Genomic DNA, 14,634 nt, shown 5'->3' on the forward strand with positions numbered 1-14,634 from the left:
ACATGGTTAAATCATTAGTTTATGCTAGAAATTACTATTCATAAGTTTAATTCTTGAATTGGATATCTATATAGATAAGCCAATTATAAGTTAGATTTATACTATGAAATATATCTCAACTAGAAACTGGAACAAAAGTATGTCATTCATTTCGGCGAGTTATATGCATAAGTTCAGGTTTTAGTTGGGTTATCTATAATTGAAATTTATAAATATTGACTTGAAAAATTTTAGTTGATACTATTAAATTGAGAATTGTTATTAAAGGAGAGGGATTATGGAAAAATATACACTAAAAATTATTGATATAATTGATGAAACAGATAATACAAAAACATATTTTTTTGAAAAACCAGAAAATTTAATATGGGAACCTGGCTCACATGCCCATATTGGGCACATTGGGTTTGATATTGGTGATCAGCCTAGGAAAGAATGGGTAAGACACATGTCTATTGCAACTTTACCAGAGGAAAATAAAATTGCCATAACAACAAGGGTACCAGGGAGCAAATCGGAATTCAAGAATAAGCTATCAGAATTAAAAATTGGTGATGAAGCTGTATTTTTTAAGATAGGTTCAAGAATGGGGTTAAGACGTATAAATAAACCTATAATCTTAATATCAATGGGAGTTGGAATAGCTACTATGAGACCTCTTATTTTATCATTTATTAATGATAAAACTAATATCTCATACTTATCAAATATAAATATAGACTCATCAGATAAATTTGTATTTAGAAATCAACTGGATAAATTAGCAGATGAAAATTATAAGAATTATTGGATAAATTCTAGGAAAGAATTTTATGAAATACTTAGCCAATCAATGAAATCAGAGGATGCTATGTATTATGTAGTTGGAAGTGACGCATTTATAAAGGATATTATTCAAAGATTAAGAGCAAATAACGTTAAAATTGATGATATTGTTATAGATAGAAAAGATGAGAGAAAACAAAAGTTTTTAGAAGACTAAATATGATTAAAAGGGTTCCTTCTCTCATTTTTATTGAGAGAAGGAATAATATTTGATTTATTAGTAGATTCCAGGGATTTTAGGAAGACCTAAGAATCCTCTTTCTAAGTCCTTATCGGTTGGAATGTAATCTTGCATTGAATCATTTAGATAAGACTCATAAGACTAAATTATACTTTTAGAATGAGTCGGTCTAAAATATACAAAATTATATTTACATTAAATTCCAAAAGTGATATAATTATGCTTGTGTTGTGATAGATAAAATAAAAATTCTTTGGGTTATTTTTAAACTCACTTGAATGATCTTTTATATAAATCATTCATGAATTTATTCGAATTATAATTATTTAAAGAATAAAAAAGGACGTTCAATTATAATAACTTACCATCTCGCGTAATTGGTACTTACGTTTTTTAAGCAATATAATTATACTAGTCCTAAAAATATAAATAATGTTTCAAGTATATATTTTTGCTATCGTTATTTGAAAAGTTTTAAAATTATAGAGATTAGATTGAGTAGCTCACTAAGAAAAAGAAATATATTTTTCATTAAATCCTTATCGAAACGCCTTTTTACATGTGCACGTTTCATATGCTACGCCTCCATAATATATCGATTTGAGATGGCATAATAATTATAACATTAATTGGTAAAAAATACAAATTAACATTGATGATATGTTAAGCAGTAGTAGGAGAATTTCTACTACTATTTTTGGGTTTTAAGAAAAAAATATATAATATGATAATAAATGTGATGTTTCATTGTTAAATCAAACTATGTACCTATAAAATATGTGAAATATTACTAAATATTACCGTGCTTAATTATGACAGGCATTTTTAGATATTATTTTAATTAAATTTATTATATATTGAAATTAAGTAGCGGTTCAATTTCATACATTTTTAAAAAGGAATATATATTCAAATGTAGTGTTTCTATTGAATAATTTTCGTTGATTATTTTAATAAAGTATATTGAAATAAATGAAATTTTTATTAGCTCGAATAAAATATAAGGTCTTAATTAAAATAAGGTATAACAATTTTTAGTTGATTGACGATTAATTAACGATTATGATATTATATGCATATACATATAATATCTGTTTTAATAAATTTATTTTTATTGAATAAAAAATTTTAACAAAATATATGTATATGCATATAATTAGAATGGAGTTGATTAATTATGAAATCATTATTCGATCAAACGCAAATTGGTCCACTTAAATTAAAGAACAGATTTATAAGGTCTGCAACATATGAAGGAATGGCAGATGAAAAAGGAAATATAAATGATGAACTATTTAAAGTTTATGAAGATTTAGCTAAAGGAGGTGTAGGAACTATAATTACGGGAATAACATCTGTGACTGATTTAGAGGAATTTATTCCAGGCCAAATGGGAATTTATAATGATTCATATATTGATAATCATAAAAAAATTATTGAAGTAACTCATAAACACAATACCAATATAATATTGCAACTTGGAGCAGCAGGAACACAAACTATTAGAAATGAAGAAAAGGCAATTTTAGGTCCAAGTAATATAACAGATTTGGGATATAAAAATACTCCTAAAGAAATGACTTTGGAAGAAATTGTTTCAATTCAGATAGATTTTGCAAATGCAGCGCTTAGAGCAAAAAAAGCAGGGTATGAGGGCATTCAGATACATGCAGCTCATGGATATTTACTTAGTAAGTTCTTAACACCTTATTATAATAGAAGAACAGATGAGTATGGTGGTAGTATTGATAATAGATCCAGAATGCTTATAGAAACGTATAAAAAAATACGTGATAAAGTAGGAAAAGATTATCCAGTTTTAGTTAAAATAAATTGCGAAGATTTTATGGATCAAGGCATGACTTTTGAAGAATGTAAATATGTATGCAAAAAACTTGAAAAGCTTGGCATAGATGCTGTTGAAATTAGTGGGGGGAGTTTATCTTCACGCCCAAATGAGAGTTATTCAAGAAAAATAGTGAAAGGACAAGCTCCTTACTATACGTTTTATGCTGAAAGGATAAAGGAAGAAGTTAATATTCCAGTCATTTCTGTAGGCGGAATACGTGACATTTCAGCTCTAACAAAAATTCTTAATGAAAGCTCCATTGATTATTTTGCATTGTCCAGACCATTAGTATGTGAAAGTGATCTTATTAATCGTTGGAGCGAAGGTAATACTGAGCCATCGAAATGTATATCATGCGGTAAGTGTTCAGGATTTGGCAAAACAATCTGTGTTTTTAATAGGAAATAATATCTTAAACTTAAAAATTAATGATATCATGAGATAAAAATAATATATTCTTAAATAAAGCTGGTTTTTCTGAAATCTGCTTGTGAGTATATTGACAATAAGAATTGCTATAGATTACTATATGTATATTCAGAGGTTTTGACGGAGGTAATTTATTTATGTCTAATTTAGATGATTTAAAGAAAATTGGAAGTTGTGTTTGTAGAAATTTGCGCATGACAACAAGGGTCACTACTCAGTATTTTGATCAAGTTTTTCAAGCGGTTGGATTAACAGCGCCACAGTTTTCATTATTAGCAGATATAGCATCTCGTGAAAATGTTGCTGTAAGTGAGTTGGCAGAGGCTTTGCTAATGGATCAGACAACAGTAACTCGCAATATTGAAATTTTAAGAAAAAAGGGATATGTAGATGTGCGAACAGATGATAATGATTCAAGAAGAAAGTGCATTTCAATAAGTGATGTCGGAATTAAGAAGCTCGATGAGGCAATTCCTGTATGGAATAAAGTACAATCACCAATAGAGAAGGAGATAGGCGCTGAGAAATTTGAAGAATTCTTAAAAACGTTAGCGCAAATACAAAATTTTATTAATAACTCTTCCAAATAAAGTACCTAAGTAATGATTTAATTCATATTTATGACTTAGTTGTAGCCATATATTATTTTACGTCTTATCATTTATAGAAATAGTTTGTTTAATGATAAAAAAGTCCTTAATTTAAATTCATATGCATGTTAATTAATGCGAAATTAATAGCTTTATAGATATAGTTGAAAACAAGTAATAGTAACCTAAATCTATTATTGATAAACTATATTATTTTAAAATATATGTATATACATGTTAAAGTTGAAATTTAAATTAAGGATAGTATTTTGAATGCATGTTAATGAGGGCATTGAGAAAGTAAGAGAAATGGCGGAGTTGGCAGTTAAAAAACTTAATATTTGAAAAATTAAAGAGTAACAGTAAGAGCGTAAATTAATGTACTTTTATTAAGCTGGATTATTCCTATAAATAATGTCTATTTTATAGCTTCTGTATAATATATAAATATAACATATCCGAAAGAATATACTTAGCAAAGTTCTTGTATTTCATTGAGTGTATTAGAAACTCTTAAAATTATAATAAAGTATATTTATAACAGAATTAATGAAAAGGGATGATTTTAATAATGGAAATATACAATAAAAATGTATATAAGAATAGGTGGATAATATTGGCTGTTGTGGTTTTGCTTCCGTTTATGGGCACCCTTGATAGTACAATAGTTAATGTAGCACTTACTGTTATGGTGAATATATTTTCAGTAACGATGTCTTCTATTCAGTTAATCGTAATCTGCTATCTTATAACAATAGTTAGTACAATATTACTGTTTGGAAGGCTCGGTGACATAAAAGGAAAATCTATAGTATTTAATTTAGGTTTATTGGTGTTTACCATAGGTTCTTTATTTTGTGCGCTATCAAAAAATTTTACGTACCTATTATTTTTTAGAATAGTTCAGGCGATAGGAGCATCTGCGGCTATGGCAAACAACCAAGGGATAATAACGCAAGTATTTCCAGCTAATGAAAGGGGTAGAGCTCTTGGAATATCGGGAACATTTCTGGCTCTTGGCACAATGATTGGACCGCCATTAGGAGGTCTTATAATTTCTTACTTAAGTTGGCATTATATATTTCTAATAAATATTCCAGTAGGAATAATTGGAACAGCAATTGGTTTTAAAGTATTGCCTCGTAAGTCAAATGAAAAGAAAGAAGACATTGATTTTATTGGTGCAATAATTTTTGGTATAAGTGTCGTATTATTATTTTATTCTCTTATAAATGGACAAACTGTTGGTTACGATAATAACATGATTAGAATTAGTTTTATTGCAGCTATAATTCTATTTATAATATTCATACGAATAGAAGGAAAGTTAAAATATCCACTTCTAGATTTATCATTATTTAGAAATTCACTTTTTACGGTTGGAATATTATGCACATTCATATGTTATGCATCAATTAACAGTAATAATATTGTACAGCCTTTTTACCTCGAAAATGTTTTGAAAATGACTCCAAGTTTTGCGGGAATGATAATGATGATCTCTCCTGTATTAATAACAGTTATTTCTCCTTTTAGTGGTTATCTATCAGATAAAATAGGGTCAGAATTTCTAACATTTTTAGGATTGATACTCATAGGAATTGGAATGGGTTTAATGGCGACTTTAAATGAAAACTCTAATATATATCAATTAATTGTATATATAGTCTTTATTGCTATTGGAAATGGATTGTTTTTACCTCCTAATAATTCCTTAGTTATGTCTTCAGCATCTAGTGATAAGTTGGGGATTGCAGGAAGTATAAACGCTTTTGTAAGAAATTTGGGACAATCATCCGGTGTTGCTATGGCGACAATGCTTTTATATTCATTTATGAGTATGAAAATGGGAGAGAAAGTACTTGGATATATAGAGGGTAGAGATGATGTCTTTATGTATGGAATGAGGTATGTATATGTTTGTTCGGCCATTATCTGTTTTATTGGAGTAATAGTGACTTATATAAGATTAAGAAAGAAAAAGTTAAACAGAAAAATATGATTTCTTAAGTGCTGATTGGTATGCTCGATAAAGATAAGTTTTTTAAGTCTGATTATTACAAAAAAAGTAAAAAACAAAACTTTATATTTATGAATTGTATTGGTATATAGATACCATACCAGAAAGTAAAAACATTTTTATGCAGCAGGAATTGAAAATGAGCTGTTAAAAGCTCTTAATTGTAGGTTGTTCCGTCAACGCTTGTCACAATGAAATTGGGAGCAAGCATTAATGGTGCAACCTGCAATTTAGAACTCTCAGCGAAATTTTCATAGTCCTGTGAAATAACAATGTTTTTACTTTCGGAGATTATTGCATAAGCATAAGTTGTATATTGTTTATCTATATAGATAACGCAATCATAAACTATACTTAGACTATGAAATAGCTTCCAACTAGAAATGAGTAATATACTTTTGTGGAATGTTTCATTGGTAATTTTGATGGATGTGATTCTTTGGCTATAAGTTGTTCCAAATGTGCTAGTTCAAAGCCTGCTCTTCGAGGCTAGCACTTTGAGTGCAACTTTATAGCCTTAGAATCACCCATCATAATTACCTAGAAACTGGAACAAAAGTATATTACTCATTTCGGTGAGGTATGCGTATAAGTATAGATTATAGTTGGCTTATCTATATATTACTGAGATTTAAGAGTTGTAATTACCAATGTAATTTATTTAACTATATAACCTCGAACTCTTTGTACTCCGTAGCTATTCACCCTTCGAAAGTAGTCATGATCGTTCTCACCAGGTTCTCGTTGTACAAATACATCTAATCTATTATCTACTCCAAAATACTTATCTGAACCTTTATCATTAACAGTAACTTGTCCATAACCATCCAAATATATTTGGGTATTCAGAGGTATTACGTTATTTGCAACGCCACCTGGAGTTAATGGCTTATTTTGACAGGTCACTGGACCAGCACTACTATTTTCCGAATCAAGAGATGTATAAAAAGTTAATATAAAGTCTTTCCATTCAGGTGTAACACTCTTTTCTTGTTCTTTTTCTTCGGCTTCCTTCTTTTTGGTCAATTCTCTTTGCTCAATTTTTTCATTATTTATTTCATCTATAGGATTTTCTTTAAATTCTATTTTTTCTTTATGTGTTATTTCTATATTATTATCTTCTACAACATCTGTTGCTAAAGCGTTAAATGGTGTTATTGTGCTTACATCATATGTATCAAGTATTAAAATGATGCTTAATAAGCACACTAGCCTCTTTACTCTTAGCATTTGTCCACTCCCCTTTGTTGGTGCTTTTTAATGAGACATAATAGGCTCTAATAAATTATAACACAAATGTAAAATATTTACAAAAAAGCAAAGGGCATTTATAGATATGTACATGTGAGATAACTTATTGAGAGTAAAAGAAAAACAATCAAAATATTAATTGTGGTCTTTAGAAGAAATGACAAAAATGCAATATTCCAGCCAGCAATATATGAATTTTAAGAGAAAGTAAGCAATTATATAATAAGTAATCTAATAAATAACAGTAAAGAAAAATTGTGAATTAATAATTTATAGATAAATTAATTGATGTGTTTGTAATATTTAACAAATATATGCAATGATGTTTAATATGGTATTAAAATATGGTAATATAGATATGTAATTATGTATAAACCTTTATAGCAATAATATGGAACTAAAAAATGCAGTCATTAGTTTGGCTGTATTTTTTATGCAAATTAATAGTGGTATAATAATTATGGTTAGTCGTTTTAATATAAAAAGGTATTAATCAGAATAAACTTAAGAAAAGCTAGGAGTTTTTATTTATGCATGACAATTTATTATTAATAGACGGTTCGTCTCTTTTATCTTGCTGTTTTTTTGGTAATCTTCCAAGAGAATATAGATTTGCTAAAACTGATGAAGAGAAGGATAAATATATTGAAAAATTACGTCAATCACCTAAAGGCGAGTTTACTAATGGGGTCTTTACAATGATGGCATCAATGCTTAAAATGATTAGGAATCAAAATCCCACTCATATTGCTGTGGCTTGGGATTTAACTAAAAAATTTACCTTTAGAAAAAAATTATATTCAGAGTATAAAGGTACTAGAAAGGATATGAGAAGTGAGCTGGGTAGCCAGTTTGCATTAGCTCAAAAAGTTCTAAAAGAAATGAATGTTCCAGAGTTTGTGTTTAAAGAGTATGAAGCGGATGATATAATAGGTACCTTGGCAAAGAAATTTGGAAGATCTATGAGAGTTAGCATTTGGACTAAAGATCAAGATTGTCTTCAACTTGTTGATGATAATGTAAGGGTATGGCTTATAACTTCAAAGTGTACCGATATGTACGAAAGTCTTGGAATAAATATTAAAGAACTTAATATACCTAGCGGAGTTTTTGAATTTACTACACAGTATGTAAATCATTTTTATGGTGTAGATCCTATCCAAATTATTGATAGAAAAGCTATAGAAGGCGATGCTTCTGACAATATTCCGGGAATAAATGGAGTTGGAGAAAAGTCTGTTATACCATTACTTCAAGAATTTGAAACAGTGGAAGGTATATATGATTTTATAGAAAATTCACCTGAAAAAGAAGTAAAAAAAATGTTCAAAGATCTTGGCATATTACGTTCCCCGTTATCAAAGTTAGTTGAGGAATCAAATGAAAAAATAGTCGGGAAAAAAGCAGCTTTGCTTTGCAAACAATTGGCCACTATAAAGTGTGATATAGAAGAACTTAATAATATAACAATAGATCAATTGAAACTTCAAATAGATGAAGAGGGAATGAAAAACATATTTACTGAACTTGGATTTACAAATTTGCTAAATTAATGGGTAATATGTTTCTAGTGATTAAATATAGGAGCGACATACTTTAATACATATGTAATTCAAAAGCTAGCAATAGACAGGTTAATAAATATTAAAATAAATGTAAAATATAACATTTATACATAAGTGATATATATTTAGGAGGAATAAGTTATGAAATTTTGTTGGAGTACTTTAAAAGTTAAAAATCTAGAAGAATCATTGAAGTTTTATCATGAGATTGTTGGTCTTAAGACTAATAAAAGATTTAATGCAGGACCTGGAAGGGAAATTGCATTTTTAGGAGATGGAGAAACTAAAATAGAACTAATATGTGATGAGGAAGTAAAAGAAGTAAGTTATGGCGAGCATATTTCTCTTGGATTTGAAGTTGACTGCATAGATGAGAAAATAAACTTTATTAAGGAAAAAGGAATAGAAATTCATAGTGGACCATTTCAACCAAATCCTAATACTAAGTTTTTTTATGTTTTAGATCCTAATGGATTGAAGATTCAATTTGTAGAAAATAAATAATCACAAAGCTGTTGGAATTCTAGATAGATATTTAATAAAGCTGAAAATCCTTCAAATCTGAGGATTTTCAGCTTTTTAAACAATAGTTTAATTAACAGAAAATTTTCGTTTTAATATTTTACCATTTTCCTTTGCTCATATGCGCTGCTAATTCTGCTTTTGATATTTGCTTAATAGTCCAAGCACTATTTTTAGCTTTTTCAAAAGCTGTTACACATGTAGGATCTAAATTTAAGTCTATTCCTTCTCTAGAAAGTTTGAAAATTTTATCAGCTAAGTTAATGATCTCTAAATGAATATCATTAGTTCTATCAGAGTGATAGATTTTATCAGCCTCTTCGCTAGTTAATTCGACAAATTTTTCTTTAGGAACTCCACATTTTGGACACTTCTCTGGAGCTTCTACTCCTTCGCATATAAATCCGCACACACTACATTTAAATAATTTCTTCATAATTATTCCTCCCTTTAATCATACCATTAGATTATTAAAACATATACTAAGTAAATGTTCTCAATGTTATTAATTTGACATAATTGGTTAAAATCCTCCTAAAATTGAAAAAAAAACTTAAAAATATTTTTCTTTAAAATATAGATTGACGTACATAATTTGAGTATGTAAAATTAGGATAAATAAAGAATGTAATCCATAATAGTAAGGAAATGAGGTGTTTGAATGAAGGAGGATTTATTATATTCTGAAAATAAAAAAGATAATAGAATATAAGTATTAGATATATTTACAAAAAACACTATTAAATTTAAGAATTTAATTAAATATAAATTTAAAAAATCTAGAAAAGCAGAGAAGCTAACATTAGAATCTGCAAAAAAACAGTTTGAAGAGCTTAAAGCTAAGAAAGAAGAATTGGAAAAGTATGAAAATGAATTTCTTAAGTATGATGATCAATTAAAAGAAATGGATTATTGTCTAATAAAATCTAATGATTTAAACTCTGTAATCAGCTGTAAAAAAGAAAGTTTATCTCGAAGATTTTTTAAATATGAGAATGTGAATATTGATGGTAAAGCAATAAATGCATTAATGTTTTTTGGGAAAGAAAGTATTATTCAGATAGAAGAAACTATAGGCCAGTTAAATAAGGATGAAATCTCAATAGAAAAAACATATAAGTTAAGTAAATTTAGGATTAAGAATATATGTGATTTATATATAAGCTATGAAGAAAATAAATATGTAATAAAAAATATAGAACCTTTAGATAAAGAAATATATGGAACATTGAATGAAATCACAAGCAAATATGAAGAGTATCACTTACAAAATAAAGAGATAAGAGATAAATTTATTAAAGCTTTTTCTGATGCCAAGTATGAACTTAATATTGCGAGCCCATGGATGAATAATTATGTGGTTAACAATAATTTGATAAATATGATGGAAAATTTACTTTCAAGAGGAGGATCTATCAAAATCATATATGGTATAGAAGAAAATAGCTCTATTTATCACATTAAAAAGGATAGTAATAATAGAAGTAAGAATAGAAATAGCGATATGATAGCTGAAAGGCTAAAAGATAAATTTAAATATTATGGAGGGGATTTTAAAATAAAAAAGGTGAATTCCCATAATAAGCTTTTAATCTGCGATGAGCAATATTATATGGAGACAAGTTTTAATTTATTATCTTTCTCTGGAGAATATGACGAAAATTCTAAGGATATTAGAGATGAGGGGGCAACTTATAGCACTAATATAGAGGTTATAAAAGATTTGAGAAATAGATACTTCGATTTTTAATAGACAATATGCGAACGACTAAATACCAATCTGTGTTTAGGTAAATCATTAAAGATTGAAACGGGATGTGTTGAAATTAGAAAATAAACATATCTCGTTTTGTTTTTTTATAAAGAATTTGTTGATACTTAGAATTAAATGCTATCTATTTCGTCAAAAAAATACATAAACTTTTAAGAATATTTATTTAAAGAATGGAAATAAATTAATAAAATAAACTTTTATAATGAAAAACAGTGAAATATTAAAAATATTGTATAAATATTAGCGCGATGATATAATAAGATTCAAAGAATAATTTATATAAGTTTACATTTATTTCTATTAACATTCTACATATTTATATAAGAAATTGGGGTGGTGATATTTATAATTAACAGAATTGGAAATACAGTGATAGGAAGAAAAGGTTCATTAAGACTTTTAATAAGTGTATTGTTTATTACACTTATGGCTACAACTGTTGGCATTATAACCTATATTATATTTAATAATTGGAAAAGTTCGGTGAATAATACTATCATAAAAATTGAAGACGATTCCAATCAGGATGTTTTTAGTGAAATACAATCGCTATTTAGCATACCTCTATATAACAATGAAGTTAACCATACTCTGATTGAAAACAAAGTTATAGATATGCATAACAAAGATCAGAGAGATGCTTTTTTTGCAGGAATAGTTAAATATAGTAGTGATGAGATTTACAGTTTTAGTTTTGGTACAGAAGATGGTGAATACTATGGTGCTAGAAAAAATGGAAATGACGATATAGAAATATATAGAAGTACACCTGAAACCAAAGGTCATTCTTTATATTATAATGTAGATGAAAATTTAAAGCAGGGAAAATTTGTTAATGATTATGGCGATTTCGATCCTAGAACAAGAGATTGGTATATAAGTGCTAAAGAAAATGGAAAGCCGGTATTTTCTTCCGTTTATAAACATTTTACAAAAGATGATTTGGCTTTGTCAGCGGCATATCCTATTTATAATAAAGATGGGAGTATTCAAGGGGTAATGGGAACTCATATAGTTCTTTCTACTCTTAATGAATCCTTGGAAAAAATCGCCAATGAGAATTCGGCTTCAATATATATAGTTGAAAAGAATTCTGGATTTCTAGTTGCGAATTCGTTAAACAAAACTAATTTTGAAATACTTTCTGATGGAAATATTAATAGAACTTTAGTTAAGAATATTACGGATAAATCAATTAATGATGCATATGAAAACTATATAAATACTTCTAATACAAGTTTTATTTCGGAAGTTAATAATGAGAACTACCATACTAAAATATTTGAGTATAATAAAGATGGTCTGGACTGGCTTATAATAACATCTGTTCCAGAAACTATTTTTACAAAAGAAATAAGGAATAATATTAATATAGCTATAGAACTTACTGTGATTGCTCTTATTATAGCTGTTATTATTCATATGAAGAGTACTAAAATTATATTGAAACCAATAAATCATTTGATAGAGATATCTGATAAATTCTCTAAGGGGAATTTATCAGATAGGGCCAAGATTTTTAGAAATGATGAAATAGGAAGTTTGTCTAAGGCTTTTAATAGCATGGCGGAAGAACTGTGTTCGTTTATAAATAACCTTGAAGAAAAAGTTAAAGAAAGAACAAATGAACTGATTATTGCAAAAGAAGCAGCTGAAGATGCTAATATGGCAAAAAGTCAATTTTTAGCCAATATGAGTCATGAAATAAGAACTCCTCTTAATGGAATTGTTGGATTTTTGAGTATCTTGGAAAAAACTGACCTAGATAGTACCCAGCAAGATTATGTTGAGACAATCCAAACTTCTTCAGAGACATTACTTGTAGTTATAAATGATATACTTGATATTTCTAAAATTGAAGCTGGGAGAATGGAAATAGAGAAAGTTGCTTTTGATATCCGTTCTGTAATTGAAAGCACTATATTTCTTTATGATGCAAAAGCAAGAGAGAAAGGGCTTGAACTTAATATGCTTATAAATTCAGCCATACCAAGTTGTTTGGTAGGAGATCCTACTAAAATTAGACAAATTATAAGCAATTTAGTTAGCAATGCAGTCAAATTTACACACAATGGAGAAGTATTTATTAAAGTTTCCGTTATAAAAGAAACGAACACTGAAGTACAGCTTTATTTTGAAATAAGAGATTCAGGGATAGGCATGAATAAGGAAGAGATAGGTAAGCTTTTCAAACCATTTAGTCAGGCTGATTCTTCATCAACTAGAAAATATGGAGGGACTGGGTTAGGCCTTGCGATATGCAAAAAAATAGTTGAGATGATGGGTGGTACTATAAGCGTGAAAAGTGTAAAAAATAAAGGGACGACCTTTTATTTTGATTTATTACTAGATAAATCAGAACAATCAGTAATTCAAATGCCTCCTGATTACTCTATATTTAAAGGTAAACGAATATTAGTTATTGATGATTATGAGATGAATCGTTATATAGCAAAAGTTTATCTTGAAGAGGTTGGGTGTATGATTGATGAGGCGGAAAGTTTAGAGTCGGCATTAAGTATGCTTATAAATAATCGGAAGGCATACAACACTATTTTGATTGATTACCAAATGAAGGAGATAACTGGTTTTGAGCTTGTTGAAATAATGAAGGAAAGAGGCTTAATAAATGACATTCCTTTGATACTATTGACTTCAGTTACCGCAAATTCTGAAGCAAGGATAGCAAAGGAAAATAAATTTTCTGGATATATTTCAAAACCTTATAAAAGAGGTGATTTGCTCGATTGTGTTGCAATGGTGATTAAAGGAGATGGCTCTAAAATATATAATAATGATGTTTTTATAACAAAGCAAAATGTTGAAGAAGCTAAATATAATAAAAAGATAAAAATACTTTTAGTAGAAGACAATGATATAAACATAAAATTTTTTGTTAATAGTTTAAAATTAAATGGTTTGACTTGTGATATTGCTATTGATGGGGCAAAAGCGTTAAAAGCATGTGAGAACAAGGAATACGATATAATTTTTATGGATTGTCAGATGCCAGTTATGGATGGCTATGAAGCAACAAGAAAAATTCTTTCGTTAAGAAGTTATAAAAATGTTCCTGTAATAGCTATGACTGCTTATTCTATGAAAGATGACGAAATTAAGTGTTTGGAAGCAGGAATGATCGATTATTTAAGCAAACCTTTTACTGTTGATCAAGTCATGGAAATGTTGGAAAAGTATGTGAAAAATATTCGTAATGATGATATGAATATTTTAAGTGATTTAAATGACCATGGTTTTGAGATGAATCAAAGTGATTATTTTACTGAAATAGTAAAAAGTCTTATAGAGGAATCGGGATTTGATGAACATTTTTGCACAGAATTACTTGAAGAATTTTGTGAGCAATCAAAGAAAATTCTGAGTCGAATTAAAGAATGTATAGATCAAAATGATTTAAATGAATCATGTATACTTCTACATAAGCTAAAAGGGTCAGCAGGTACTGTAAGAGTCAATGATATAGCTGAATTTGCGTTACAAGCAGAAAATGCTGCAAAAAATGATGATAAAGATTTATTAATGAAAGCAGTCTATAGCATGGAAAAAACGCTAAAAAAACTTGTAATGGACAATGAATGAAAACTAGATAAAAACGGTAATGGAAGAA

At 28.2% G+C, this 14,634-nt stretch carries 10 protein-coding genes; 8 read left to right on the top strand and 2 right to left on the bottom strand.

Going from position 1 to position 14,634, the window contains the following annotated elements; translation table 11 throughout:
- Positions 1–277: 277 nt before the first annotated feature.
- From L1S46_RS09325 to L1S46_RS09340, 4 genes are all read left to right on the top strand, one after another.
- Entirely contained in the window at positions 278–982 is a 705-nt protein-coding gene (locus L1S46_RS09325) for a hypothetical protein (protein WP_238899825.1), read from the top strand.
- Positions 983–2,183: 1,201 nt separating this feature from the next.
- Positions 2,184–3,263, top strand: a complete 1,080-nt coding sequence (locus L1S46_RS09330) for an NADH:flavin oxidoreductase (RefSeq protein ID WP_238899826.1) — start codon at positions 2,184–2,186, stop codon at positions 3,261–3,263.
- A 158-nt stretch (positions 3,264–3,421) separates the two neighbouring features.
- Positions 3,422–3,874 (top strand): MarR family winged helix-turn-helix transcriptional regulator, encoded by a 453-nt coding sequence (locus L1S46_RS09335; protein WP_238899827.1) that lies wholly within the window; start codon positions 3,422–3,424, stop codon positions 3,872–3,874.
- A gap of 571 nt (positions 3,875–4,445) precedes the next feature.
- Positions 4,446–5,876, top strand: coding sequence for an MFS transporter (locus tag L1S46_RS09340; protein WP_238899828.1), 1,431 nt, complete (start codon positions 4,446–4,448; stop codon positions 5,874–5,876).
- Positions 5,877–6,551: 675 nt separating this feature from the next.
- Here L1S46_RS09340 and L1S46_RS09345 read toward each other — a convergent pair.
- Positions 6,552–7,124 (bottom strand): 3D domain-containing protein, encoded by a 573-nt coding sequence (locus tag L1S46_RS09345; protein ID WP_236898475.1) that lies wholly within the window; start codon positions 7,122–7,124, stop codon positions 6,552–6,554.
- A gap of 551 nt (positions 7,125–7,675) precedes the next feature.
- On the opposite strand from L1S46_RS09345, the gene L1S46_RS09350 reads away from it, so the two are divergent.
- On the top strand, positions 7,676–8,698 hold the full coding sequence (locus L1S46_RS09350; protein WP_238899829.1) for a 5'-3' exonuclease H3TH domain-containing protein: 1,023 nt from the start codon (positions 7,676–7,678) through the stop codon (positions 8,696–8,698).
- Positions 8,699–8,851: 153 nt separating this feature from the next.
- A complete protein-coding gene (locus L1S46_RS09355) occupies positions 8,852–9,214 on the top strand; it encodes a VOC family protein (RefSeq protein WP_065416869.1) in 363 nt (120 codons plus the stop codon).
- Positions 9,215–9,332: 118 nt separating this feature from the next.
- Here L1S46_RS09355 and L1S46_RS09360 read toward each other — a convergent pair whose 3' ends face one another.
- A complete protein-coding gene (locus L1S46_RS09360) occupies positions 9,333–9,668 on the bottom strand; it encodes a rubredoxin-like domain-containing protein (RefSeq protein WP_012058384.1) in 336 nt (111 codons plus the stop codon).
- A 417-nt stretch (positions 9,669–10,085) separates the two neighbouring features.
- Here L1S46_RS09360 and L1S46_RS09365 point away from each other — a divergent pair, with 417 nt between their 5' ends.
- Complete coding sequence (locus L1S46_RS09365) at positions 10,086–10,982, top strand: phospholipase D-like domain-containing protein (RefSeq protein WP_238899830.1); 897 nt, start codon at positions 10,086–10,088, stop codon at positions 10,980–10,982.
- 393 nt (positions 10,983–11,375) lie between these two features.
- Positions 11,376–14,606 carry a hybrid sensor histidine kinase/response regulator gene (locus L1S46_RS09370; RefSeq protein ID WP_238899831.1) on the top strand — a complete coding sequence of 1,077 codons (3,231 nt, stop codon included), beginning with the start codon at positions 11,376–11,378 and terminating at the stop codon, positions 14,604–14,606.
- Positions 14,607–14,634 lie beyond the last annotated feature (28 nt).

The organism is Clostridium sp. YIM B02500, assembly GCF_022324665.1.
Taxonomy (GTDB): Bacteria; Bacillota; Clostridia; order Clostridiales; family Clostridiaceae; genus Clostridium; species Clostridium beijerinckii.

What these genes read in the sequence shown, in the direction of transcription:
- L1S46_RS09360 (WP_012058384.1), bottom strand. Translation starts at nt 9,668, where the DNA reads ATGAAGAAATTATTTAAATGTAGTGTGTGCGGATTTATATGCGAAGGA.
- L1S46_RS09330 (WP_238899826.1), top strand. Translation starts at nt 2,184, where the DNA reads ATGAAATCATTATTCGATCAAACGCAAATTGGTCCACTTAAATTAAAG.
- L1S46_RS09335 (WP_238899827.1), top strand. Translation starts at nt 3,422, where the DNA reads ATGTCTAATTTAGATGATTTAAAGAAAATTGGAAGTTGTGTTTGTAGA.
- L1S46_RS09345 (WP_236898475.1), bottom strand. Translation starts at nt 7,124, where the DNA reads ATGCTAAGAGTAAAGAGGCTAGTGTGCTTATTAAGCATCATTTTAATA.
- L1S46_RS09325 (WP_238899825.1), top strand. Translation starts at nt 278, where the DNA reads ATGGAAAAATATACACTAAAAATTATTGATATAATTGATGAAACAGAT.
- L1S46_RS09355 (WP_065416869.1), top strand. Translation starts at nt 8,852, where the DNA reads ATGAAATTTTGTTGGAGTACTTTAAAAGTTAAAAATCTAGAAGAATCA.
- L1S46_RS09340 (WP_238899828.1), top strand. Translation starts at nt 4,446, where the DNA reads ATGGAAATATACAATAAAAATGTATATAAGAATAGGTGGATAATATTG.
- L1S46_RS09350 (WP_238899829.1), top strand. Translation starts at nt 7,676, where the DNA reads ATGCATGACAATTTATTATTAATAGACGGTTCGTCTCTTTTATCTTGC.